The organism is Sphingobacterium spiritivorum, from assembly GCF_016725325.1.
GTDB lineage: Bacteria > Bacteroidota > Bacteroidia > Sphingobacteriales > Sphingobacteriaceae > Sphingobacterium.
This window is the reverse complement of record NZ_CP068083.1, coordinates 1,999,816-2,026,177: the sequence shown is the minus strand read 5'-3', so window position 1 is coordinate 2,026,177 and position 26,362 is coordinate 1,999,816. Positions and strand designations below refer to the sequence as shown.

Genomic DNA, 26,362 nt, shown 5'->3' with positions numbered 1-26,362 from the left:
TTACTTCACAATAGTATTGCCCAGAAAATCTCCTAATACGCGTTCTGCCTCTTTCAGTTTCTGATATTTACTCAATAGTATTTCCAGATTTGCCTGCTCCTGCTCTGTCCTTAACTCTTCCCGGATTCTGAGCATTTCGGATTCTACTTTACGCTTTTTGATGCGATAGATCGCCTGTATCACCAGGTTTTTAAGTAATTCATATTCCTGTGTGACATATATCTTTCGCTTATCATCATTCCAGTTAGGACTTAGATTATAAGGTGATGCAACACAGGTTATGGCCAGATCGGAAACCAGCCGGTCTTCATGTGAAAAAAACTGTTTAGCCTGAGGTATTTCAAATCTTTCAGCGTATTCTTTATATACACTAAGGATATAAGCACTCGGCTTATCTTCGAATTCTACATCATCGATACTGCCCAGTAATAATGGTGCAATAGGAATATCTCCGTCTCCTTCCCAGGTCGCCAGATAATCTCCATAATTGAGCAGTATGCGAATGATTTCACGTTCCTGAAGAATCTCAGGAGTGATTTTATGTTCGGGTTCGGGAGCCGGACCTCCACGTTCTTCATCCGTCATAAAGAAATCCGCAGGTGGCCCATCTCCCTCAGACAGAGAAAAAGGGGAGGAAGAAGCGGGCGGGTTACGCTGATTTTTCTTATCAACATCCTTTGCCTTTTTAACCCGGATATTATTCAGTTCAGAAAGCAATACCCGCTCTTCTATATCCAGCAGGTTGCTACACTGACGTATAAATACAGCTACCTTAATCTCATCCGGTATCAAAGCAATACTTTCTACAACGTCCCGGATAACATCAGCACGCTTTATGGGATCATTTTCGGCATCTTTCAGGAGGATGTTTGTTTTAAAAAAAATAAAATCTTCCTGATGATCCGCTATATATTTCTTAAAGGCATCTGATCCGAATTTCTGCACATAAGAATCAGGGTCATTCCCGTCCGGAAATAAAAGAATTTTTACATTCAGTCCTTCCTCCAGCAACATATCTGTTCCCCGCAGTGATGCCTTTATTCCTGCCGTATCACCGTCATACAGGATGGTAACATTCTTTGTAAACCTGGAAATCAACCGGATCTGTCCGGATGTCAGTGAAGTACCGGACGAGGACACAACATTCTCCACACCTGCCTGATGTACAGACAATACATCTGCATACCCCTCTACCAGATAACAGTTATCCGCATCAACTATTGCCTTCTTTGCAAAGTTAAGTCCGTAAAGTACATCCGATTTATGATAGATTTCACTTTCGGGAGAATTGACATACTTTGGAACACTTTTTTCAGTTTTCAGGGTCCGGCCACCAAAGCCGATAACTCGACCTGTAAGGTTTTGTATGGGAAACATAACCCTTCCCCGGAAACGATCGTACATACTGCCGTCATCCCGTTGTATAGAGAGTCCGATTTCTTTAAGATATTCTTCCTGAAAACCTGCAGTTTTGGCCGCTTCAACAAGAGCGGTCCACTGATCCGGAGAATATCCGAGTTCAAACTTTTTTATAATATCTTCCCGGTATCCTCTTTCTTTGAAATAAGCCAGACCAATGGATTGCCCCATATCTGTCTGCCACATATTGTCCTTGAAAAATTTCCCTGCCCATTGGCTCAGTACATACAGACTTTCACGTTTGTCCTGTGCTGCCATCTGTGCCGGGCTACGCTCCTGTTCTTCTACATCTATATGATATTTATTTGCAAGATAACGGATAGCTTCCGGATAGGAATATTTCTCCAGATCCATCACAAATTTCAGCGCATCACCACCTGCCCCGCAACCAAAACATTTATAAATACCTTTAGCCACTGATACGTGAAAAGAAGGTGTCTTCTCATTATGAAAAGGACAATTTCCGATCAGAGAAGTTCCCCGCTTTTTGAGGTCTACGAAATCTCCTACGACCTCTTCAATACGGGCCGTATCCAACACTTTATCTATCGTTTCCTTTTTAATCACAGCATCTTCCTTTTATGTTAGTAAAATTAGGCAATAGGATTGAGTAGACAAAATCATTACTTGCAACAAAGTAGCAAATACTTTCGTGACCAGCAAAATATACAGATTCTGCTCAGGCCTATATATTACAGAAAAACCTTACGTTTAAGGGACTTTCCCACAGTAGATTTGCCGTTATTATTCCTTATTTTTGCATCACAATTCATAAGTATGAAAAGAAGAATTAAGAAAATATGTTGTATCGGAGCGGGTTATGTCGGAGGTCCTACGATGTCCGTTATTGCAAAACAGTGTCCGGATATTCAAATTACTGTTGTCGATGTAAACAGTAATCGTATTGAAGCCTGGAATGATGTAGATCTGGATAATCTTCCTGTTTTTGAACCGGGACTGGCTTCTATTGTAGAAGAAGCCCGCGGACGTAATCTTTTCTTTTCAACAGATGTGAACAAGGCTATAGACGAAGCAGACATGATCTTTATTTCGGTCAACACCCCTACCAAAAACTATGGAAAAGGTAAGGGAAAAGCTGCTGATCTTAAATATATCGAACTTTGCGCTCGTCAGATTGCGGAAGTAGCCACTGCAGATAAGATTGTAGTAGAAAAATCTACCCTTCCTGTACGCACTGCTGCTGCTTTAAAAAACATACTGGACAACACTGGCAACGGAGTAAACTTCCATATCCTGTCTAATCCAGAGTTTCTGGCTGAAGGTACTGCCGTACAGGATTTGTTGCATCCGGATCGTGTATTAATAGGTGGCGAGAGTGAAGAGGCAATAGAAGCTTTGGTTGAAATCTATGCCACATGGGTAGATCGCAGCAAGATTATAACTACTAATTTGTGGTCTTCTGAACTTTCCAAACTTACAGCCAATGCTTTCCTGGCACAACGTGTTTCTTCCATTAATTCTATCTCAGAATTGTGTGAAAAAACCGGGGCAAATGTGGATGAGGTCGCTAAAGCAATTGGCATGGACTCCAGAATTGGGCCCAAATTCTTAAAAGCCTCAGTAGGTTTCGGAGGCTCTTGTTTTCAAAAGGACATCCTTAATCTGGTTTATATTGCAAGAAGCTATAATTTACATGAAGTCGCTGATTATTGGGAGCAAGTCATTCTGATGAATGATCACCAGAAACGAAGATTTGCAGATCATATTATCCAAACGCTTTACAACACCGTATCCGGAAAGAAAATTGCATTTTATGGCTGGGCATTCAAAAAAGACACCAATGATACCCGCGAATCGGCGGCGATCTATGTGGCAGATTACCTTTTAAATGAAGAGGCTGAAATAGTCGTCTATGATCCAAAGGTTTCTGCAGAGAAAATATATGCCGATCTGGATTACCTCAACTCCCGTAGCCCGGATGAAAACAGACGTTTGGTAAAGGTTGTGCAAAACCCCACGGAAGCCGCTGATAAAGCTCACGCTGTGGCTATCCTGACGGAGTGGGATGAATTCAAAAACTATGATTGGGCGCAAATAAAGACCCTAATGAAAAAACCGGCTTTTGTATTTGACGGGCGAAAATTACTGAACCGTAAACAACTTGAAGAATTAGATTTTAAATACTACGCAATCGGCGAATAAAACAACTGTCTCCTGCTCTATTGGACTACAGGAGACAGTTGTTTTTTATAATTGAATTCCTACGCCAAGTGATAATACTCTGTTTTTGGCTGTATTGTCAATGTTACTACCATATAGATTAGATAAGCCCAGGCCATAACCCATATTGACCAGTAAACCGTTTTCAAATTTATAATTAGCCATCAGGCTAATTCCATAATCCTGTCTTTTCATATCTTTACCATCGAACTCAAAATCAATAGTTCCGCTTTTGTAAACATCACTCTGACCTTCAAACTTTTGTTTTCCCGAAAGGTTAAATCCAATATAAGGGCCGGCACCAAATTGCAACTGATCATTTCCGATCAACATCTTACCGACGATATGAAGAGGGATTTCAACTACCCAAAGTCTGGTCTTCAGGTTACCATAACTCGTTTCACTTTCGAAAAATTTATCATTATAACCTTTACCTACAAGTGAAACTCCAGGCTGGATTGAAAAATATTGTGCAACAGGCAGGTCTATAAATCCTCCGACAAAACCGGACAGGTATGTCCTTGGATTTCCTCCCTCAGCAAATTGAAAAGTAGGGAAGGCTAATCCACCTTTGACTCCGAATTCAATCTTCGATTTATATTGCGCATGTACCGCAACACTCATACAGATAAAAGCTAATATTATGCAAAGTCTTTTCATATAATATAAAATAAGTGTTTCTCAAATATACAAGATAAACCCAGACCTTGTACCAAAAAAGAAGAGCGGAATGTCAATTTTAACGTCCCGCTCTCAGCATCCTTTATAGAATAGAATTCATTAAATTCTGTTCTTATCTTTTCCGAAGATCAGATTTTTTAAGCGCTTACGTAAAGACACTTCACCTGTATCTCCATAGCCGTAGCCGTAACCATAGCCATAGCCGTAACCTCTGGCAAAATCCACATCATTAATCACTACAGCCATATTTTTCAATTTGCCTTTCTCATACAGCTCTTTTGGAACATTCAGCAAGCGCTTATCCAGATAATTGGCCCGGGCTACATAAATGGTAAGATCGGCATTATCAGCGATCAGTAGTGTATCTGTTACCAGACTCACGGGAGCTGTATCTACAAGCACATAGTCATAATGTGTTCTGCAATATTCGATCACATCATTAAAATGTCCGTTCATCAGTAATTCAGCAGGGTTAGGAGCTACATATCCGGAATAAATGACATCAAAATCGTAAGATCCGGGCTTTTTGATAATAATGTTATCAATAGGCATTTCCGGATTAATCAGGAATTGTGTGATTCCGATATTAGTATGTTGAAGATGCGATAATCCTAAATAATCCAATACCTTCGGACTACGTATATCAGCTCCGATCAATACCACACTCTTACCAGACATGGCCAGAATACGGGCAAGGTTGGTCGACACAAAGGATTTACCTTCTCCTGACGTAGTGGAAGTAATGAACATAACAGATGAGCTTCCTTTCCGATTTCCCAGCATAAAGGAAATGTTTGTTCGTAAAATCCGGAATGCTTCTGCCAGTGAACTACGGTCATTCTCTTTGATAATAGGATCCTTAGCAGACGGAACTTCTCCCAGAATAGGAGCAGATAGTTTTTCTTCAATATCTTTCCTGGAATGCACCTTATTATCCATCAGAAATTTGATGTACAACACTCCAAAAGGAATTAATACTCCTAATATCAGTGCCCCAAGCAATACAATACTCTTTTTAGGCGCAACAGGAATATCAGAACCAAATGCTTTATCAATTATTTTCAGATTATCAGGAGTAGCAGCAGCTTTGATCTCGTTCTCTTCTCTTTTCTGTAGCAAGAAGAGGTAGAGCGATTCTACAATCTGTTGCTGTCTGGAAATATCTCGGTAGCCTCTTTCCTGTTGAGGGAGATTACTTAATTTACCCTGCAACTCTGATTTTTTGCCTTTTGCAGCATTAAGTGAAAGCTGAACGGAAGTTCTGTAATTATTTAAAGAGCGAAGCAGGTTATTATTGAGTACGCGGATATTATCATTCAGATTTTTTACTACAGGGTTTTCTGGAGTTGAAGACTTTAACATGTCATCTCGCTCCAATACCATCTTATTATATTCTGCTATTGTCTTCTCTATAGATAAATCCTGTAATCCCACATTAGTAGGCAACAATTCCGTATTATTAGACTGAATAGATTCTTTCATAAAATCGACTAGGCCTAATTGCGTTTGCTGCTCCATGACCTTTTTATCCGATTCACTGGCCGTCTCCAAATATAACCTTGCTTCAGCCTCTATATCTGTCAGGCGATTTCCTTCTTTGAATTTTTCGGCCTCCCGATCTACACCTGTTAGGTCCCCAGTAATAATAGCCAGACGATCCCCTATAAATTTAGAGGTAGCACGGGTCAATTTGTGTTTATCCTCTGTCAGATCTGTATTATATTGGTTGATCAGTTCATCTATAATCTGTTCTGCTTTTTCTTTTGAATTAGCCGTCATGGAAAAGTTGATAATATTAGATTGCTTTTCCTGATTAGGTGTAATATTAATTCCCTTAATCAGACCCAGTACCATTTTCTTTTTTGGTACAATAGTAATTCCGTAGGAGAAACTCTTAGCTAGCTCTAATTGATTCCCATTTGGAATGAGTAGAATTTCTCCAATTGTGGTTTTGATTTTTTTTCCAAAATCAAAAGTTCCTACTTCTTTTGTTTTAAGATTCTTAAGTGAAAATTTTGTATTTGACAACACTTCTACAATGAAGTTTCCATTAACGGAATCTCTGTATTCTGAAGATTGATTCAAGAGCACCCATTTAAAGGGAGATTGCTGTTCGGTAATGTCCTGAGAGGTCAGACGTCCTTTAACACTATAATTTGTAGATAAATTTAATTTATCCACCACTTTGCCTACTAATCTTCGGGACTTCAAGACATCGATCTGGTCCATTACCTGTGAGGATGTAGCGGACGAACCGGCCATTTCAGCCAGATCAGATAGTCCAGCCAATTCTCCCTTTGCACTCTTTTCATCTGGTAACAGAATCTTTGCATCTACTGCATATTGCTTAGGTGTATAGCGCAGATATAAGAAGGCTAAAGCAAGTATTGCAAATATGGAAATAATAAACCATTTCCAGTAAAACAAATATTGCTCGAATAACGCTTTTAAATTCAATTCTTCTCCTTCGCTTTCCATAGAAGCATTAGGCAGGGTATGGTTGGGTTTTGGAGTCATATAATATTAACGTACAATAACGGATATAATGGTAATAATTAATCCCGCAATTGAGATAATGATATTGGTATTCTGGCCATAATTGGCATTTCTAATCTGAGAACCGTTTGGCTCTACATATACTACATCGTTTTGAGCGAGATAATAGAAAGGTGAATTAAGTGCGTCTTGTTTTGTAAGGTCTATTCTGTTCATAGTCTTAGTTCCATCAATCTCCCTGATGACCAGCACATTATTTCGCATCCCTTTCATTGTCATATCTCCAGCCAGTCCTAAGGCTTCAAATATAGTCACACGTTCATTATTCAACGTATATGTACCGGGTTTTACGACCTCTCCAACGACGGTTACCTTAAAATTGTTGTATGAAATATTTACGCCCGGATCTAATATATAGGTTTTCAATCGCTGACGGATCAGATCCATTGCTTCCAGACGTGTCAATCCTCCTAATTTTAATTTTCCTAATACAGGAAAATCAATATCTCCGTTGTCATCAACAGTATAGGTAGGTTTAAAAGCCATATCTGTAGCGGACCCAGCACTCATCTGATACACATTCTGTTGATTAAAAGGCTGGGTAGCTTTTATATCTGCTGCTGAAACCGAGATCGCCAAAATATCGTTCGGCTGAATCTTGGGAATATGCTGCTGATAAATTGTACTGATCTGAGTAGAGTCAGGCTGTAGATAAATAATCTCTTTGCGCGACCCGCAGGAAAACATTCCGATCAGGGAAAGAAGAAGCAGTGAAAAGAAAAAAGCTCTCGATAAATTGATATTCATATATTCTGCTGAATAAAGATTGATATGGTATTAAAAATTTCTATAATGCTTTGGCACAGCAATAATCAGTCCAAGGCACCATTCCTATCCCAATAAACCGTAAAAATACAATTCTTTTCAACAAGCAGGTACGTTTTTTTTAAATAAATAAACAGGACTTATATACATGCATTACTTTCAAAAACTTTAAATAACAGCACAAACACCTATATATCAAAAACATACCAAAAAACCCGAAATAAACCTGAACCTAAATTTTCATTCATTTCAGTTAACATTAGGTTATAAACAGAGTTTCGAAGAAAGTACTTCATATCCTAAATATAATCCGGATATATCTCTTCAAAACTTGTACTATCCATACGCTATAGCTATATTAGCATCCAGAATACCAGAGACATCTACCAACGTTTCGTCAGAAAAACATTTATTACGGGAAAGAGTATTGTACAGACTTTTTCTGGCTGTGGTTATATGTCAATGGAAAACTGTAACACAAGGACTATTTCTATGCCTATTGACTTCGGAATACATTTATCAGACAGTATACATCATCATCTTCCCCAGGCGTTTAACAATATCCGAAGGGATGTTTATATTATTCTATTGACTCAGGATAAGCCATACAGGTTATATATTGGAGATTCAGAAGTTGAGCTTGCACCGCACACACTCGCCTATATTAATCCAAATATAGCGACACGCTTTATTCCTCAGGGTGATGCACATATGCATGTCCTTTATTTTACAACAGACTTTTATGCTCAATCATCCAGAGACACATTTTTCTTAAGCCAAAGTCCACTCTTTAAAGAGAATATCAATTTATTTCAGTTGTCTGAGGAAGGAATTTTATATTCTACAAATCTGATTAATCTGCTATATAATATAAGAGATAAATACAAAGAGAAGATATATCAGGATCTTCTGCACAATCTGTTAGAACAGATACTGCTATTGGGGATGATCTATAATCCGCATCATATCGAATATATTCACAGCGAAAATTCTGAAGAATTTCTAAGCAGATATTTCGGGAAATTATTGGAACAACATCTTGCAACAGAGAAATCTGTCAAATTTTATGCGGATCTATTGCAGGTTAGCTCCCGTAAACTTACAGCTGCCACAAGACAGGTCCTGGGTAAAACACCAAAAGAGATTATTCTCGAACATATTACACAGGAAGCGAAGCGTAAATTAACAAACACACATAAAAGTATTAAAGAGATCGCTTATGCACTTGGATATAAAGACGAGAACAATTTCAGTTCTTTGTTTACCAAAGAAGTGGGTTGCTCTCCAAAAATATACCGTCGCCGAAATCAATACCCGCCTAAAGACTAAGATTACTTAAATTAATGATCGTACTCATTAACATATAATTTCACAAGAAATTAATCGGATATTAAAATTCGATTTGTTAAATTTACAATATCACCTATTGAGGAGGCCCTATGAAATGGTTAGTACTTCTGTTCATAATTATAAGTTTAGCAAATACAGAAACTGTGTTTGCACAAGCCCCCAGACCTGTGCAATTAAATATTATCCTTCATGAAGTACAGCACCTATCCGTCAATCCTGAACAATCTACTACTAACCTTGAATATAAAACAGTAAAAGATTATCAGGAGGGTGTTTCCAAAACACAAAACAATCACCTGACAGTACTGAGTACTACTCCTTATATTATAAAAGTACAGGTCATGGAAAATGAGCAACAGGCAGGTAATTCTGCATCTGCATCCTCTCCTTCTCTTGCGCTTTTTGCACAACCTACTAATTCTACATTTCCTGTTCATACCGAGCTGCAGCAACTCAGTACTAAAGATGCTTCTTTAATCAGTAGTGACCACCCAAGTACAGGTACATATTACGATGTAATCTACAAAAGTACAGGACAACAATCTGCTATAGATTTCATCAAAAATAACGAGAAAACCACCTACTCCAACACCATTCTCTACAGCATCGAAAGTAAGTAAATATTCTTTTGTAGAGACCCGTCTACAAATATAGGTGTTACAACAGTTTTTCATATTTCTTTGTTCCTTTTTCATCTTTTTGGATCCATTATTCCATAGTAATTTTGTCATGTCAAAGAAATACAAATAGTTTATTTTCAGAGACATAGCAAATTTTAAACAACAAACGAAAATGAAAAAATTCTTATTGGCACTTGTAGTTACAGGAGCTATGGTAACAGCAGCAAAAGCACAAACAGCAGCAGTAAAAGTTAATGTTATCCTTAACCCAATACAATCTATTTCTCTTGGAGAAGGTGCTTCAAACGACGTTGTAAATTTAGAGTACAAAACGGTTGAAGATTACAAAAACGGAGTATCCAAAACAGTTAACAATCAACTATACGTTACTTCCATCGGTGGAGGTTATAAGATAAAAGCTAAATCATCCGTTAACAATCCAGTAGCGACTACTGCAGCTGAAAAAAACATTGACGGTAGCACTGTAACGGTTAAGATTGAAGGAAAAGGAACAACATATACAAACAATATCCGTGATCTTGTTGCAGGTAAAGATGCTTACCAGTCAACAGCGACCTCAGGAGAGTCATTGAATGTAACATACGCAGCTGCAGGAAACAATGCTTATGTTGACAAAGTTTTAAACAAACAAAAAACTACATACACCGTAAATGTTGTGTATGAAATCACAGCAGAGTAATCTCAGAACATTTATAAATACAAAAAACTACATCTTATTTGGTGTAGTTTTTTGTATTTTAGGGCATTCTATAACATCCTACCACTATGAAAAATCTGCTCATTAGTATACTGCTATTGGTATCTGCGTCATCTGTATTTGCTCAGACAGGTATTACGGTAGGCCCTCCGCGAACTTATTTTGTAGCCGGTCCCGGCCAACAGCAAACACAGCGTATTTCTATCAGCAATCCGAGTAAAGATTATACAATGGAACTGGCCGTTTCTTTTGAAGACTGGCAGTATAGTACATATGGAGACAATCAGACTTTTCCTAAGGGAACATTAGCGACATCATGCGCTGCATGGCTTTCTACACCGGAGATCTACTTTTCACTGAAACCTGAAGAGACTAAAATGATCAATGTCAATATCTCCGTACCGAAGGATTATATAGCGTTAGATACAGTACCTGTACGTACTGCCATGATGTTTGTAACACAGATGAACCCTAAAACCGGTGTTAACAAAGAAGGAGCAAATATTCGTATAGCCCTTCGTTCCGGAATTAAACTTTATCAAGCTTTGCCAGGTAAAAACAATGCGGATATCGAGATTGAAGGACTTAAATACAACAAAGGAGAATTACAGACGCTTGAACTTAACTTCAGCAATACAGGAAATATTTGGGCAGACGGACAAATCGCAGTGGAATTACTTAATCAGGAAAATGGAAAAAAAACGGAGTTACCTTCGTCAAATTTCTTTACCATGCCACGGGATAAGCGCATCTTCCCTATCCCTTTGCCTAAAGAACTCGAAAACGGAACCTATCTTGCTTCAGTGCTTATTAGCTATGGAGAGAAAGATGCTGTAAAAATCGGAGAACTTGAATTCAATTATGAAAAATCAAATTAATTTTCGGTTCGCTCTTATCATGCTTGTTTTCTTTGGTAACATCCCATTCCAAAGTAAGGCACAGCTTCGCTTTGATGTTTACAGTATACAATATCACAATGTAACTTCTTATAACGGATATGACAGCGGAGTAGGAAGTCATACTTTTCATTTTTCGTATAACGGCACAAGCATCAATATCCCAAACTGGTCTGTAACTGCCCGCGTGAAAGCTCCTATTGTTCCGGAAAGTGGGAATAATGTATCCGGCCAACCTTTTCCGGCAGATAAGATCGGATTCAGGTTTACACATGACGATGCACAGTCTGTAAATCTATCCAGCATCGGAGCTAATACTGCCCTTATTCCTTTACAGCAAAGCAATGAGGTTTTTATGATTCGCAATTCCAAAGCGCCGATCTTTTTTCAAAGCCAATATCCCGGATATATGCAATTTCGGCTTAATTACACCCTTCAGATTGCAGGCGGAGATTATCTGGATCTCTTGAAAAATAAAGATCCCTATAATATTATTGTTTACGGACTTCCTGTCCAGTACACTGTTTATAATGAAAAAGGAGAAGCAATATTAAGCAGAGATGTCTATTACAGGATTCAGATCAATAATACCCTTACGGGAGGATCTACAGAACCGGATTACAGTATTTCCATTATGGAGAATGCTAAAAACGGAGTGCTGGAATTTATCTCCTATGCGGATTATAAGAGAGGAGTAACAGCACAATACCCGGATGGCCTCCGCATCAATTCCATCACGGACTTTGAAGTCAATATCAAGGCTTTAGATCCTGAATTTAAAAATGCAGCCAACAATACACTGGATCTTTCAGTTTTGAATATACAATTGCAGCCCTCTACCGATGCCTCCAAAACATACAGCAACCCTATACTCCCCATAAGTACTTCTGCACAAACTTATCTTATAGGGACAGCAAATAAAAGCAAGAAAAAACCACAGTATTTTAATATTCAGTACAATGCATCTTTTGATCAGCAAAAACTTTCTACCATTAAGTCCGGAGCCTACCAAACTTCTATAATATATGTTCTGACTCCAAGATAGTCAGTTGATCTGCCATGAAGCATTTTCTATTTCTCATATCGATTGTATTACTGGGCTGTATGTTTCATTCAGAAGCAAAAGCTCAGCCTCACTACGATATTCAGATTAATACTGCTTCATCGCTGCATGTAGAAGAAGGTGTGGTCCAGCTTTCTGTAGAAGTTATAAATACAGGCTCATCCATTTTCAAAGGTTCCTTAAAAGTCGATGCTCCCGTCAATCTTTCTTTATTGAGTCAGAATACCGTTGAAATTGCCGCAGGCAAAAAAAAATATCTATCCTTTAAATTCAAATGTTCTGGCTTAGCAAAGCTAAATGGCAAAACAATACAGATTACAGCGTATCAACAGGGAAATATAGTTTCGGATCCGGTTCGAATAAAATTAGATGTTGCAGAAAAACGTGCTGTCACGCTGCACAATATGACGGATGTCCAGTTGTTACAACGCGTGGGAGATCTTATTTACGTCAAAGCGCTCCTACGGAATGAAGGAACATCAGACGAAAAGATCAACTTAGTATTTTCATCTCCGGACAGAATAGGCAGCCGTTCATTTCAAACCATTTCCATGGATTTGCCTTCAGGGAAAGATACATTGATTACCTACAGCTTTACCGTTGAAAAGTACATGATGCAATTACCACGGTACAATCTCAATATTAACGGGCTATATCCTTCCAATGATATCTTTGGCAACCTTTCCCTTGTATTTAACAATGTATCTTCTGTGCGAAATTATGACAAGATGTTTCGTCAGGATCCGGATATAAATACCTACTCTCGGAATAATATAGAATGGATAGCTAACAATATAGGTGAGCTTAACAGTATGTATTATCTCCGTTCTGTGGGTGAATATGAACTTTCAAAAGCGAAGTATCTCCGATATAACCTGTACGCTACAACATATGGAAAAATAACCGAAAGACCACAGATTACAAATACCTGGATCAACTTAGAAAAAGATAACAAAGGTATTGTCGTCGGCAATCTGCAGGAAAGCTATGATATGTTTTTTTATGGTCGTGGTGTTAAATTTTATACTGCAGATTCTGCTAAAAACAATTCTTTCGAAGCCGCTGTAGCAGAGAAATCATTTGATCTGTTGGCCAATAAAACCACGGATCAGGGTTATTCGGCCTATGTCCGAACTGTATTAGGCGATCAGCTTCCTGATAAAAAATACTATTCGGGAACTTTATTCTACGATCATTCACCTTATGATAGTACGGAAAGTTTTCTGTTCAGTAATACTTTTGGCTTCTTCAAACAGGCACAAAGGGACAAAATACGACTTGACGCTGATATTGGCGTCGGATTAACCAACCGGCTGCATCCGTTAGTGGGAATGTCAGATGATTCCAGAACTTCTGCAGCTCTGGGACTACGCCTCTTCACAAGACAAAAAGGATTCACGTATTCCAGTGACAATTATATCAGTACAGCTTATTATCCCGGAAACAGAAGAGGAAGCATTCAACTCAATCAGTATATTAACCGGAAACTGGGGAATGTAAGTATTACCGCAGGATACCTTTTTAATAAATACAATCCTAAATATCTAAACCGGAACTTGTTGTTCGATATGGAAGCAATAAATTCGCGTGCAAATATAGACTTTACGATGGCAGTCAATGACCTGCTCACTTACTCTGTCCAACCGAATTATACAACTGAAAGCGGGAATAGCTTTATTAACAACAGCTACCCTACATTAAGTATTAAAAGCTGGACATTAAATAATATTTTCTATGTACGTTCCAGAAATTATAAACATACTTTTTATATATCGTTCGAAACTGGTGTGAGCCGGTTAAAAAATATAGAAAATAATGCATGGATTTACAGGGGAAATTTTTCATACAACTATGATGCGTTCAATCTGTACGGAAATTTTCAAAAAGGTAATTTCCATATTTACGATGCTCTTCCTAATTTATCCGGTGTTGATGACCAAAACTACAGAGTATCGATAAGCCCTTCTTATCAAAAACAGTTTTGGAATAAAAAAATGTCTGCTACAGTAGGAGCAATACTAAATATCAGTAGTTATTCCGGAGAGAATTATATAGGCAATGCCTCTCTGCAATATAGGGTATTGAAGAACACCATTGTAAGCAGTTCATATTACTACTATTATCTCAACAGCAAGAGCAATTTTACAAATGGATACGGCAATATCCAGGTTGGTGTGCGACAGAACCTTCCGTCAGGTGTGTCCTCCACTCTGCAAACTAAAAATGGGGATCTTGAAGTCTTCTGTTTTTATGACAATAATAATAATGGCATTTTTGATACAGGAGACAGCAAAGCTGTTAACTATACTTTATTGATTAATGATCTGATGCTCACTACTGACAGGCAAGGACAGGTCGCCTTCAAAAATATCCCATATGGAGAATTAGCTGTTGTATTCCCTCCGAAAGAAGGTTTTCAGGCAAATAATCAAAAAATTCTGATCAACAGTAGCAAAACAAAGCTATCGGTACCACTTCAGCAAAGTGTACAAATCGAAGGTACTATTCAGCTTGCTTATGATCCGGTACGCAGTATCGCTGTAGATACCGACCTGTTGGGCTATAAAGTTTATGCAAAAGATAACTATGGGCATGTATTTGAGTCCCAAACCGACACCAAAGGATCTTACTCGCTTTTATTGCCTGAGGGGGAATATATCTTCTTTATGGATGAGGCAACTTTTCCTGAAAATATCTATCTGGATCAGAACTCCTATACGATGAAGGTGACAATAGGACAGAAAACAATAGCTCCCGCATTTAACTTACAGATCAAAGCAAAAAATATACAGATAAAGCGATTTTAAAAAATAAAGCGCAGTTGCCTGCGCTCTATTCCGGAATCTACTAAATGAATTAGCTTCATAAATCCCGGATCACCTTATCAATCACCAATTGATTATTTTTCAGCTACAGAACCAAATAGCTGCCTGTGTTCCTCCTTTCACTGCAAGATCTACCATTTAACCGGTTTGTTACTCATCTCGAAAAGAAGTTCACCCCCATTTTTTATGCTTTCATAGGACAGTACAAAATCTTTAATCACAACACCATTAAAAGATACCTTTTTGATATATACATTGTTATCCGATTGGTTTTGTGTGTTAATAACTAATGTTTTCCCATTTTCCAGATTTAACTTAGCGGATTTGACAAGAGGACTGCCAATCCAGTAATTATTATCACCGGGTGATACCGGATAGAAGCCCAATGAACTGAAAATATACCAGGCACTCATCTGACCGCAATCGTCATTACCACCTAATCCCGCTTCTCCGTTTTGATATTGATGACGGATAATCTCCCGTACACGTTTCTGTGTTTTCCAGGGATTTTTTGTAAGATTGTAGAGATAGGCAACATGATGAGAAGGTTCATTACCATGTACATAATTTCCGATGATCCCCTCTCGTGTAATATCTTCTGTCTGTGCAAAATAGTGATCAGGAAGGTGCATGGTAAACAGGGAATCCAGATACGTTTCTATCTTTTGAGTTCCGCCCATTACAGTTATCATTTCCTTTGGCTGATGTGGTACATACAGACTGTAGTTCCATGAATTACCTTCTATAAAACCCTGTCCATGGGTATCCAGAACATCAAATTTGCTTCTGAAGTTTCCTTTGGAATCTTTAGGACGCATAAAGCCTATTGACTTATCGTACAGGTTCCGCCAGGATCCGGCACGTTTCATAAACGTTTCATAAACCTCTTTATTACCCAGTTTATTAGCCAATTGAGCTATACACCAGTCATCATAAGCATATTCTAATGTATTGGATACGGAAGTTCCTGAGACATCATCCGGTACATACCCGAGGTCAATATAAGCTCCGATTCCTTCATATCTTCTGGTATTAGCCGTCTGTACACAGGCTGCTAAAGCTGCCTGTGCATCACCTTTGTATACACCTTTCATTATTGCATCTACAATCACCGATACGGAATGATATCCGCTCATGCACCAATTATCATTGGCATAATGCGACCATATGGGCAACATCTTTAATACACTTTGATCATAGTGTGCCATCATAGAGGCTACCATATCCGAATTGCGGGAAGGATTGATCAGATTCATTAAAGGATGAAATGCCCTGAATGTATCCCATAAAGAGAATGAAGTATAATTAGTGAAGCCTTCTGCTTTATGTATTTCCTGATCAAGACCTTTATATTCACCATTGCTATCCATGTAGACAGTCGGCATCAGGCTGGCATGGTACATCGCTGTATAGAAATTAACAAGATCTTCCTTATTGAGCATATCGACCTCGATTTTTGCGAGTTCCTTTTCCCATTGGTGCTGTCCTTTCTGAACAAGTTGTTCAAAATCCCAGTCCGGAGTTTCTTCGTCCATATTCGCTAAAGCATTCTTCATACTTACCGGGCTTAAAGCGACTTTCATTATGACCTGTTCATTATCATCTGTATCAAAATCCAGATGCATACGAATATTATGTGCTGCCAGATCCGGGAAATTATCCTGTTGATTAAATTTTCTCCAGAATCCGTTATAGACCGGCTTCCCGTCCAGATAACGTGCACCATAGTTTTTGAATGGTTTAGATGTTTTTATAGCAAAGTAAACTGTTCGTGTACGGGCCCATCCATTAGTTTGCCGGTATCCTGTAATGAGGGAATCATTATGTACTTTAACTACTGTCCATACATTCTTGCCTTCATAATTATAAATACCTGCTGTCAGATCAAGGACAAGATGTGATGCATCCGATTTAGGAAAAGTATAGCGATGTACACCTACACGCTCAGTAGTGGTCATCTCAGCCCGGATGCCATGTTTATCCAGCAGTACACTGTAATAATTTGGTTGAGCAATTTCATTCTGATGACTGTAAGGCGAGCGGTATCCGTCCTGAGGCCGTTGTGCAGTCCCGGGATTGAGCTGTAATTTACCTTGTGTTGGCATAACTAATACATCCCCCAGATCAGAATGCCCGGTTCCACTAAAATGTGTATGACTGAAACCGACAATTGTCGGATCATCGTATTGATAGCCGGCACAATATTTATACACATCCCCATTGTATTTCCCGTTTACTGCATAAGGAATTGTATCTGTATCCGGACTGAGCTGTACAGCTCCAAAGGGCACGGTTGCACCGGGAAAAGTATGTCCCATTTTGGCCGTTCCAATCAATGGATTGACATATTGGATAAGGTTTTGCTGTTGTGCCTGACTAACGAATGGAATATGCGCCAAAAGAACAAGAGATAAAAAAGAGACTGTTAACTTTACATTCATAGTGATTAGTTTAATGAGGGATCAGCAGCATAGCGGTCCCAGAGCTGATCCAGATCCTGACCAGTCTGTTGCTTCCAGAAGCTGTCGTTATATTTCTTTGTTCGCATTTTCTGATCCAGTGTTTTAATAATATTCTTCTTTACTCTTCTGTCCAGCCAGTAAAAGAAACGGGCTGTAATGCGATAAGAGTCTGTATATTTCTGTTTTTCATTAAAGTCAGGCAGCTTCCAGTTTGCGGAAGCATTATCAATTCCTTCTGTAAATCTCACATAGTCTGCAATGCCTTCCGTGATCCACCACGGGCCGGCACCATTTGGATACCCCTGTACAATATGCATCACTTCATGTGTCACGACGTCAATATCATTGGGATTTTTCTTAAACCATCCCGGACTATAGCGAACAATGCCTCCGGCAGTAGCCGCTACGCCATTGTAACCCGGATCGATCACAAAAGAAACCTGCTTCCGTGTATGCTTATTATATTTCTTTGCTAATTTCGGATAATTAACAAAATAAGTATCAATAAGTTTTTGTTTTAAGGCCGGATCAAAATCTGCCTGCTTGTTGATCCATATCAGAGAAAATTTCCCTTTATTGAGTGTATCTACTTCAAAAGCCTCTTTCCGGTCATCATCTGTGTGCTGCCAGTTGTTCTGTGCATATACCGTAACATGTCCCGTTCCCATCATTAATAGCAGGCAACACCAGATTCGTTTCATTTTTTTCATTTTTTATTTTTGGTTGATTTCTTTGTTATTGTTTTCCATTCCTCACTCATTGAATACGGAGCGGCAGATGCATCTGTTCCTCTCGAAAGATTAGGTGTAGTACTCATATCAAAATTCAATACTCCGCCCTGTATTAAACCTTGATGACTCAGCCAGTTTTTATTATAAGATTGTCCGTTCAACTCCAGATTATTAATATAAATATGCTGATCAGACGCATTCTTCGCAACAATCTCTACTTTATGCCCATTTTCAAAATGAAGCACAGCCTTTGGGAACAAAGGGGCACCTATTACATATTGATCAGTAGCGGGACATACGGGATAGAATCCTAGTGCTGAAAAGACATACCAGGCTGAGGTCTGGCCGTTATCCTCATCACCACAGTATCCGTCTGGAGTAGCCCTGTACATCCGGTCAAGAACCTGCCTGACCCAATATTGTGCTTTCCAGGGTTGCCCGGCATAATTATACAGATAGATCATATGCTGAATGGGCTGATTGCCATGCGCATACTGTCCCATATCGGCAATCTGCATTTCCCGGATTTCATGAATTGTCCCTCCATAATAGCTGTCATCAAATACAGGTGGTTGTGTGAAAACACTATCCAGCATCTGTACAAAAGTTGCCTTCCCTCCCATCAGATCGATGAGACCTTTGACATCATGAAATACACTCCAGGAGTAATGCCAGCTATTTCCTTCGGTAAAGGCATCTCCCCATTTCAACGGGTTAAAAGGGGATTGAAACTTCCCGTCCTTATTTTTTCCCCGCATCAGATTCGTAGATGGATCAAACAGATTACGATAATTCTGTGCACGATTTGCATACAGATCTATTTCTTTCTGTGGCCGTTTTAATGCTTTTGCGAGTTGATAAATAGCAAAATCATCGTAAGCATATTCCAGAGTCCTTGCTGCATTTTCATTGATTCCCACATCATACGGAACATAGCCCAGCTCATTATAATAGCCCACACCCTTACGACCGACTGCTGTCACCGGACCTTCATTGTTTGCCCCATGCAAAAGCGCTTCATAAAGCGTATTTATATCATATCCCCTCAATCCCTTCATATAGGCATCAGAAACTACAGAAGCTGAGTTGTTTCCAATCATAATGTCTGCATATCCGGGACTACTCCATTCCGGCAGAAAACCACCCTCCAGATAAGCATTTTTCAATCCTTCCTGCATTTCAATATTTATAGAAGGGTACATGAGATTAAGGAACGGATACAATGCCCGGAATGTATCCCAAAATCCTGTTCCGCCATAGAGATAACCCGGCAAAACTTTTCCGTTATAAGGACTGTAATGTATAACTTCCCCCTCCCGGGATATTTCATAGAGCTTATTCGGAAAAAATAAAGTACGGTATAAGGTCGAATAAAAGGTTCGCATCTGATCCATATTCTCTCCTTCTACTGCAATACGGCCAAGTTTCGCATTCCATATATTTCGTCCGTCAGATACCAGCTGATCAAATGACCTGTTGCCCAATTCTTCCAGATTAACCAGGGCCTGCTCTGCGCTGATAAAGGACGATGCGACTTTGACATGAACAGTTTTGGAATGATCCTTAATTTTAAATCCAACAATAGCGCCTGTCTGGTTTGCTGTTGATTTTGTTTTTCCATTGAATCTTGATTTGTCTTCCCAGGTCGAAAAATTATCAAAAGGCTGATCAAACACTAAGACAAAATAGTTTTTAAAATTTGGGAGTTTCCCTCTTGAATATCTAGATGAATATCCGATAATCATATTCTTTTCTGGAATAATTTGTACTTCAGAGCCTCTGTCAAAGGCATCCAACACGACAAATGCACTATCTGTAGGCTGGAAAGTAAATCTAAACATTGCTGCCCGCTCAGTAGGTGTTACTTCTGCTTTGACATTATGATCAGCGAGATATACGGAATAATGATACGGTTTGGCTGACTCCGACTTATGAGAAAACCAGCTTGCTCTTCCTTCCTGATCAAAAACACCCTTTCCGGTTACAGGCATAATGGAAAATTGTCCGTAATCATTCATCCATGGAGAGGGCTGGTGTGTTTGCTTAAGCCCTCTTATTTTATCCGCAGCATATACATACTGCCATCCATCGCCATTTTTACCCGTCTGCGGAGTCCACATATTCATACCCCAGGGCAATCCTATAGCCGGATAAGTATTTCCATTGGAAAGTGATGGTTTCGAATCCGTACCCATCAAAGGGTTTACCAGATCTACGGGCTCTATTGAACGTCCATGGATCTTCTGTGCTACTGCAGGAATCGGATTTAGGCATCCAATTGTCAGAAATATGCCTATGCTTAAACCTGATAGTTTATTCTTTATTTTCATCGGTATATATTAGTCTCGTCATCAATATATCAGAGCAGTATTCCGGCTCTGTAAGGAGATCTTGTCCTATGTCGGTTTATACAAGATCTCCATTCGTAAGTTATGCGTCTAGCTTTCTGCTGTTCAGGTTTAATACCTGTTACCAGCCGGTATTTTGCACCATTTTTTCATTCTTTAAGATTTCTATATTAGGTATCGGAAAAAGGTAATCTCTTTCCTTTTTAAATACTCTTGTTTCAATAAGAGTTTTTGTATAGAAGGCATCTCCGTCTGCATTCAGATTTAATCCGTATACAGCACCTCCATCTGTGTCTTCAGCAATTTTCCATCTTCTCGTATCGAAAAATCTTACATTCTCAAACGCCAGTTCGACCTGTCTTTCTCGGCGTATTGCTTCCCGCATAGCTCCCTGAGAGACCGGAACAGGAATATTAACAGAACCATAGACAGGTACTCCGGCACGCTCCCTGATCAGATTAAGATATTTGAGAATATCCGCATTTGCCGGATCAGATTCATTTAGTGCCTCTGCATAATCCAGGTAAATATTAGCCAATCGGATCAGAAGGGCTCCACGGCTGTTTCCATTTGCAGACACATTCTTCCGAACGGTATATCCTGTTGGTGTTACATCTGAAGTACTTTGCGACCTTCCCGAATTACCGCTATAATTGAATTGAGAAAGTACTGCCGTGCTACTATTTGCCTGATTTAGCCAGTAACTTCCATTGTATGTAATACCAACATAAAATCGCGGCTCTCTGTTTACATAGGCTCCGAATGTAGTTCGGGATGCCACATCATAAGGGGCTTTAAAACTGACAAATCCATCTTTTGTATAGCCGGAAGTTTCATCCGTTATAGATTTTCCGTTATTCATAAAATAAGCATCTACAATTGTTTGAGTTGCTCCCAAAGCTCCTCCCCCCTGTGCACCGGAAGGAAATCCGACATGCTTGGGCGTACGGTCATACTGTGCATTATTACTGCTGTTGGAACGGGCAAAAATCCATTCCTGATTCCAGTCTGTTGTCATTACATTGCGACAGGACAGATATGCAGCAACAAAAGGATCTGCATTGCTCACCTTATAAAGCTGATAGTAATTAGGTACAAATTCGTCAATAAAAGCTTTAGCTGCTGCAGCTGCATCTCTCCACTTTTCCGGATTTGCAGCTGCACTGAACAGCGGAGTACCGTCTGTATTTTTTACTCCGGAAAAAGCGGCATTACCATTAAACAAAGGACTGGCATTCAACAATAAAGCTTCTACTTTATAGGCCTTTACCACACCTTTTGTAATACGCCCATATTCATTGTTACTGGGTTCGTAGGGCAAATCTGTATACGCTTTATCAAGCTCTGACACGATATAAGCTATACAATCATCAAATGGCGTACGAGCCAGCTTCAGATCGGAAATAGGCTTGTTGATATCCAATATCTCCTCTCCCAGGATCGGCACAGGCCCATAAGCTCTTACCAGATAGTAATAATACAAGGCGCGCAATGCTCTTGCTTCTGCCTTGTAAGTCGTCTTCATCAGATCGTTTACTTCTACAGGATTCGCTCCGTCTATATTTTGAATAAAGTAAGACGCATTCCGGATACCCCGGTAGTAATTGTTCCAGAAACTTTCTATGGTCCCATCCGTATTACTCCATACCGATCTGATCATATTGTTACTGTAATTAAAATCCCAGGTATATTTGGCTTCATCCGAAGATGCCGTCCACGGACCAGAATTCTGAGTAGCCACAAACCGCTGAACCATTTCATTTGGAATAACGGAATAGATATTGGCCAAAAACTTATCGGTATTAGCTTTGGACTTAAAAATATCTTCTACGGTAATGACATCGTCCGGCACCTGATCCAGATACTTATTACAGCCACTAAAGCACGACATGGTCAACAGTGCAAATAAGATATATATTGATTTTTTCATGATCTTTGATTTAATAGATGAGTTAAAAACTGGCCTGAACACCTAATGTTACTGTACGGACATTCGGGTATCGGGTACCGTTACTGGTATTGAGTTCAGGATCCCATAACTTAAATTTACTCCAGTACAGCAGATTGACTCCCTGAATATATATCCGGGCATTTTTCATCCCAATACTTTGAAAAGTTCCCTTTTTAAAATTATACCCCAGATCGATGGTTTTTAACCTCAGGAAATCAATGTCTTTGACCCACCATGTAGAACTGACAGCATTATTTTTATTTGCGGCATTTCCATAAGCCAACCGGGGATAGAAAGCATTGGGATTAGGGTTTTCTTCTGTCCAACGATCTTCAGCAACAGCAAATAAGTTACTTCTCTCCGCTCCGGTACTGTTATTAAATGGAATGATACCATCTCCCGAAATCTGTCTGTCGGCACCTGAAATTCCCTGAAAAAATGCCCCTACATAAAACTGCTTATACGTGACATTGAATCCGAAACCGTAAATCGTATTCGGCACATCTCCGTTACCGATGCGTGTTACATCGTTTGCATTGATGACACCATCTCCATTCAGATCCTTGTACCGGATATCTCCTACACGTTGTGCCCCCAAAGCACTCTGGTCGGCATGTTCAGCAATCTCTTTCTGAGACTGGAATAAGCCATCTGCCACATAACCAAAGCGAGACAGATAATTTACTCCCCGTCTTTCCATATAGTCGAATGGCTGTTTTGGCTGATCATTTTCTATAACCTTATCTCTATTGTGGGTGAAGGTCGCCCGCATATCCAGATAAGCCTTACCTATAGCAACAGGAGCCAGTTCCAGAGTTGCATCTATACCTTTATTATCAAGAATTCCCAAATTACCCCAGGGAGAACTGTTCAGTCCTACATAACCCGGAAGTGCACCCCGCTGCAGGAAAACGCCTGAGCGTCTTTCTTTAAAGAAGTCTACCGTCAGTGATAATTTAGATTTTAAGGTTTTGATCTCTACCCCAAGGTTCTGTTTATGAGATTCAGCCCATTGTACATTCGTTCCATAATCTGTAATAGCCGTTCCGCCATATCCCACATTATTGGATCCATTACCGAACGTATAGCCTCCGGCATCAGTATTGACTAAAGTCAGATAGCCAAAACGTCGTACACCACTGTTAATATCCAATGCTCCGCCATCTCCGACTATACCATTGGAATAGCGTAGTTTTAAGAAATCAAAAACATCTTTTACAGGTTCATAGAATTTTTCGTTAGAAACAACCCATCCGACTCCGAAAGAAGGGAAAAACCCGAATTTCATATCCGGAGCAAAGTTTTCAGAACCGTTATATCCGAAATTTCCCTCAACAAAATATTTATCGGCGAAGGAATAAGTTAGTCTTCCGGCTAATCCCTGACTTCTGAACGGCAATGAAGAAGTTACGCTATTGGCGAATGCAAATGTTTTCTCTCTCTGATTGAACAAAAGCATAGCACTGATGGTATGATCCTCTGCAATAGTGGTATTATAGTTTAAAGATGCTTCTGTATAGAACTGTCTGTTTGCATCATTACTTTTTGAGAATGCCAGATCATCTGTTCCCTGTGATATGATATTCAATATTGGGTTTCCATTTTCATCATATGGAAACAATCTGTTGATCAGATAGGTACTTCTGTTACGGACACGATTAATAGTATGCGAATTCCAGATATCGAAGGAATATAAAGCAGAAAATGTCAATCCCGGAACCCAAAATTTCAGATCCTGAGTCAATCTTGCGTTCGTCATAATCTGATTAGAGAAGATATTCTGAAAACCTGTCTGTGTGACAAGCGCATAAGGATTGGGCTGTGCTCCGGCACTGCTGACTCCCGGTACCAGATTACCCGGGTACATCACCGGATATAGAACCGGATTGGTCTGCATAACATTGGAAAAGGCATCCTGCGGATTTACACCCGGATAGTTGATATTTGCAACATATCCCTGCATTCCCAATTCAAATTTTGTGGTAGAAGTCCAGTTCATTGATACATTGGAGGTGAAATTGTACCGTTTAAATCTTGTCGTGGCATCATAACTCTGTAATGCATCTGTACGCAGCAAACTTTCTTCATCATAATAGGCGCCTGAGACATAATAGTTGGCAAATTCAGACCCTCCTCTTGCACTGAAGTTAGCTCTGCGATTAGTCGATACACTTCTGAATAATTCATCCATCCAGTTTACATTAGGGTATAAATAAGGATCTGTACCCAGAATGGTATTGTTTATATAGTTATTTGAATATTCTTTCTCCAATCCTGTCGCTATCCGGGCCTCATTTCTAAGTTTCATATACGTCACTCCATCCGTTAATTCAGGTCTTTTAGTAAAGGAAGTCAGTCCCTGATTGTAGTTGAACATGAGGACAGGTTTCCCGCTCACTCCTCTTTTGGTCGTGATGAGAATTACTCCGTTTGCTCCTGCAACACCATATACAGCGGTAGCCGAAGCATCTTTTAATATGGTAAAGGATGAAATATCTTCCGGATCGAAGCTATTGATATCCCGTCCCTGAATACCATCTACCACCACTAAAGGGGAAGCATTATTTCCGGACTGATTAAACGTCGAGATACCTCTGATCCAAAGATCAGCTCCGTCAGATCCTGGAAGACCTGTCCGCTGTACACCAATCAGTCCGGAAATCCGTCCTGCTAATGCTGCACTCAGATTGGCTATAGGCACTTTAAGATCTTCAACTTTCACGGTAGACTGAGCACCGACCAGACTGATTTTCTTTTGCTGTCCATATCCGACCACAACGACTTCATTGATACTGTTATTAATCGCTTTCAGGATAACATTAAGGTTGATAGTTGTATTGATAACGGTTCGGTAATCTTCATAACCGATATAACGAACCACTATGGTGTCCCCTCTTGCTGCAAGAATATTAAATTGCCCTGACGGATCAGTAGCAACAGTCTTTTTAGAAGCCGTATTGACGATAGTGACACCATCAAGCGGATTATTCAGTTCGTCTTTTACTGTACCGGTAATATCCAGTTCTGACTTTGTCTGGGCAAATGCAGCAGACATACAGACTGTACCGATCAGCAGCCAAAGGCTGATGAGTAACTTTCTTTTCATATTTGGTTTAGTTTAAAAATTGATTAAATAGGATTGGCCTATTCAGGCACGTTGATAACTCTCCATTCCGCAAGCTGAAACAGTCCTGTACCACCCCGGATAGCTTTCACATTCATACGGTAATAGCGGTATTTCTCTTTATTACTGATATCAAAACGTACTTTTTGATTGCGGGACGTAAACAGATAGCCCTGTTTACTGTCTACTGATACCCACGTAGATCCGTCATTAGATCCCATCAGTTCCCAGTCTTTAGGATCACGATCCTGGGCATCATTAGCCGACGCCAGAATGTATGCACCTACAGAAATACCTCCAGGAAAAGAAAGTTGCATGTAAAGATCATCATAGTATGGATTGATCAGAAACTTGGTGCTGTAGTCCTGGTCGACTACTTTCAGAGATCCCTCATTTGCAGTTTTCCCGCCAGAGTTTTCACGGTTAACCGAAAGGTTACCATAGGCAGTGATGTCCATCTCAGGTTCCTTTTCGGATTCCAATAGGTCATATTGCCTGACTTCGGTTTTGTCGCAGCCCGTCAGACAGGCAAACAGTCCGCAAAGGACAAATGCTTGTTGAAATTTGGTTAGCTTTTTCATAAATTAAGGTAATTGTTACACTAAAACGGATTAGCATATCGAAATTACAAAGCCTTAATTAATAAAGTTGTTAACCGGTTGTTAATGACAA

General features: G+C 39.5%; 17 protein-coding genes. 7 read left to right on the top strand and 10 right to left on the bottom strand.

Annotation, left to right across the window (positions count from 1 at the left end; translation table 11 throughout):
- Positions 1 to 1,986 (bottom strand): DNA primase, encoded by a 1,986-nt coding sequence (gene dnaG / locus I6J02_RS08350; protein ID WP_201681268.1) that lies wholly within the window; start codon positions 1,984 to 1,986, stop codon positions 1 to 3.
- A gap of 210 nt (positions 1,987 to 2,196) precedes the next feature.
- Here dnaG and I6J02_RS08345 point away from each other — a divergent pair, with 210 nt between their 5' ends.
- On the top strand, positions 2,197 to 3,582 hold the full coding sequence (locus I6J02_RS08345) for a nucleotide sugar dehydrogenase (protein WP_201681267.1): 1,386 nt from the start codon (positions 2,197 to 2,199) through the stop codon (positions 3,580 to 3,582).
- 45 nt (positions 3,583 to 3,627) lie between these two features.
- Here I6J02_RS08345 and I6J02_RS08340 read toward each other — a convergent pair whose 3' ends face one another.
- The 3 genes from I6J02_RS08340 to I6J02_RS08330 all read right to left on the bottom strand — a co-directional run bounded on the left by I6J02_RS08340 (position 3,628) and on the right by I6J02_RS08330 (position 7,584).
- Entirely contained in the window at positions 3,628 to 4,224 is a 597-nt protein-coding gene (locus I6J02_RS08340; protein WP_236582364.1) for a porin family protein, read from the bottom strand.
- A 156-nt stretch (positions 4,225 to 4,380) separates the two neighbouring features.
- The gene (locus I6J02_RS08335) at positions 4,381 to 6,798 is read right to left on the bottom strand and encodes a GumC family protein (protein ID WP_201681265.1); all 2,418 of its coding nucleotides are present in this window, start codon (positions 6,796 to 6,798) and stop codon (positions 4,381 to 4,383) included.
- A 6-nt stretch (positions 6,799 to 6,804) separates the two neighbouring features.
- Positions 6,805 to 7,584 (bottom strand): polysaccharide biosynthesis/export family protein, encoded by a 780-nt coding sequence (locus I6J02_RS08330; RefSeq protein WP_201681264.1) that lies wholly within the window; start codon positions 7,582 to 7,584, stop codon positions 6,805 to 6,807.
- A gap of 480 nt (positions 7,585 to 8,064) precedes the next feature.
- On the opposite strand from I6J02_RS08330, the gene I6J02_RS08325 reads away from it, so the two are divergent.
- The 6 genes from I6J02_RS08325 (at position 8,065) to I6J02_RS08300 (ending at position 15,056) form a co-directional block, all read left to right on the top strand.
- The gene (locus I6J02_RS08325; protein ID WP_236582363.1) at positions 8,065 to 8,931 is read left to right on the top strand and encodes a helix-turn-helix domain-containing protein; all 867 of its coding nucleotides are present in this window, start codon (positions 8,065 to 8,067) and stop codon (positions 8,929 to 8,931) included.
- A gap of 164 nt (positions 8,932 to 9,095) precedes the next feature.
- Entirely contained in the window at positions 9,096 to 9,572 is a 477-nt protein-coding gene (locus tag I6J02_RS08320; protein ID WP_236582362.1) for a hypothetical protein, read from the top strand.
- 172 nt (positions 9,573 to 9,744) lie between these two features.
- The gene (locus I6J02_RS08315) at positions 9,745 to 10,272 is read left to right on the top strand and encodes a hypothetical protein (RefSeq protein WP_002997970.1); all 528 of its coding nucleotides are present in this window, start codon (positions 9,745 to 9,747) and stop codon (positions 10,270 to 10,272) included.
- An 86-nt stretch (positions 10,273 to 10,358) separates the two neighbouring features.
- The gene (locus tag I6J02_RS08310) at positions 10,359 to 11,168 is read left to right on the top strand and encodes a molecular chaperone (protein ID WP_201681262.1); all 810 of its coding nucleotides are present in this window, start codon (positions 10,359 to 10,361) and stop codon (positions 11,166 to 11,168) included.
- The gene (locus I6J02_RS08305) at positions 11,152 to 12,231 is read left to right on the top strand and encodes a hypothetical protein (protein ID WP_201681261.1); all 1,080 of its coding nucleotides are present in this window, start codon (positions 11,152 to 11,154) and stop codon (positions 12,229 to 12,231) included. Before I6J02_RS08310 ends, I6J02_RS08305 begins: the two co-directional genes overlap by 17 nt.
- A gap of 59 nt (positions 12,232 to 12,290) precedes the next feature.
- Positions 12,291 to 15,056 carry a hypothetical protein gene (locus I6J02_RS08300; protein WP_236582361.1) on the top strand — a complete coding sequence of 922 codons (2,766 nt, stop codon included), beginning with the start codon at positions 12,291 to 12,293 and terminating at the stop codon, positions 15,054 to 15,056.
- A gap of 149 nt (positions 15,057 to 15,205) precedes the next feature.
- Here the strand turns inward: I6J02_RS08300 and I6J02_RS08295 are convergent, their stop codons facing one another.
- The 6 genes from I6J02_RS08295 to I6J02_RS08270 form a co-directional block, all read right to left on the bottom strand.
- Entirely contained in the window at positions 15,206 to 17,515 is a 2,310-nt protein-coding gene (locus tag I6J02_RS08295; RefSeq protein ID WP_201681259.1) for a GH92 family glycosyl hydrolase, read from the bottom strand.
- Between the two features lie 5 nt (positions 17,516 to 17,520).
- Positions 17,521 to 18,246, bottom strand: coding sequence for a basic secretory protein-like protein (locus tag I6J02_RS08290; RefSeq protein ID WP_201681258.1), 726 nt, complete (start codon positions 18,244 to 18,246; stop codon positions 17,521 to 17,523).
- The gene (locus I6J02_RS08285) at positions 18,243 to 20,597 is read right to left on the bottom strand and encodes a GH92 family glycosyl hydrolase (protein WP_201681257.1); all 2,355 of its coding nucleotides are present in this window, start codon (positions 20,595 to 20,597) and stop codon (positions 18,243 to 18,245) included. The genes I6J02_RS08290 and I6J02_RS08285 overlap by 4 nt, the downstream gene beginning before the upstream one ends.
- 139 nt (positions 20,598 to 20,736) lie before the next feature.
- Entirely contained in the window at positions 20,737 to 22,545 is a 1,809-nt protein-coding gene (locus I6J02_RS08280; RefSeq protein WP_201681256.1) for a RagB/SusD family nutrient uptake outer membrane protein, read from the bottom strand.
- Positions 22,546 to 22,567: 22 nt separating this feature from the next.
- Positions 22,568 to 25,672 carry a SusC/RagA family TonB-linked outer membrane protein gene (locus I6J02_RS08275; protein WP_201681255.1) on the bottom strand — a complete coding sequence of 1,035 codons (3,105 nt, stop codon included), beginning with the start codon at positions 25,670 to 25,672 and terminating at the stop codon, positions 22,568 to 22,570.
- A gap of 38 nt (positions 25,673 to 25,710) precedes the next feature.
- Positions 25,711 to 26,271 carry an ATP/GTP-binding protein gene (locus I6J02_RS08270; RefSeq protein WP_201681254.1) on the bottom strand — a complete coding sequence of 187 codons (561 nt, stop codon included), beginning with the start codon at positions 26,269 to 26,271 and terminating at the stop codon, positions 25,711 to 25,713.
- Positions 26,272 to 26,362: the final 91 nt, after the last annotated feature.

Coding starts and splice junctions, on each gene's coding strand:
- I6J02_RS08345 (WP_201681267.1), top strand. CDS start 2,197: ATGAAAAGAAGAATTAAGAAAATATGTTGTATCGGAGCGGGTTATGTC.
- I6J02_RS08340 (WP_236582364.1), bottom strand. CDS start 4,224: ATGAGTGTTGCGGTACATGCGCAATATAAATCGAAGATTGAATTCGGA.
- I6J02_RS08335 (WP_201681265.1), bottom strand. CDS start 6,798: ATGACTCCAAAACCCAACCATACCCTGCCTAATGCTTCTATGGAAAGC.
- I6J02_RS08330 (WP_201681264.1), bottom strand. CDS start 7,584: ATGAATATCAATTTATCGAGAGCTTTTTTCTTTTCACTGCTTCTTCTT.
- I6J02_RS08325 (WP_236582363.1), top strand. CDS start 8,065: ATGGAAAACTGTAACACAAGGACTATTTCTATGCCTATTGACTTCGGA.
- I6J02_RS08315 (WP_002997970.1), top strand. CDS start 9,745: ATGAAAAAATTCTTATTGGCACTTGTAGTTACAGGAGCTATGGTAACA.
- I6J02_RS08310 (WP_201681262.1), top strand. CDS start 10,359: ATGAAAAATCTGCTCATTAGTATACTGCTATTGGTATCTGCGTCATCT.
- I6J02_RS08305 (WP_201681261.1), top strand. CDS start 11,152: ATGAAAAATCAAATTAATTTTCGGTTCGCTCTTATCATGCTTGTTTTC.
- I6J02_RS08300 (WP_236582361.1), top strand. CDS start 12,291: ATGTTTCATTCAGAAGCAAAAGCTCAGCCTCACTACGATATTCAGATT.
- I6J02_RS08295 (WP_201681259.1), bottom strand. CDS start 17,515: ATGAATGTAAAGTTAACAGTCTCTTTTTTATCTCTTGTTCTTTTGGCG.
- I6J02_RS08290 (WP_201681258.1), bottom strand. CDS start 18,246: ATGAAAAAAATGAAACGAATCTGGTGTTGCCTGCTATTAATGATGGGA.
- I6J02_RS08285 (WP_201681257.1), bottom strand. CDS start 20,597: ATGAAAATAAAGAATAAACTATCAGGTTTAAGCATAGGCATATTTCTG.
- I6J02_RS08280 (WP_201681256.1), bottom strand. CDS start 22,545: ATGAAAAAATCAATATATATCTTATTTGCACTGTTGACCATGTCGTGC.
- I6J02_RS08275 (WP_201681255.1), bottom strand. CDS start 25,672: ATGAAAAGAAAGTTACTCATCAGCCTTTGGCTGCTGATCGGTACAGTC.
- I6J02_RS08270 (WP_201681254.1), bottom strand. CDS start 26,271: ATGAAAAAGCTAACCAAATTTCAACAAGCATTTGTCCTTTGCGGACTG.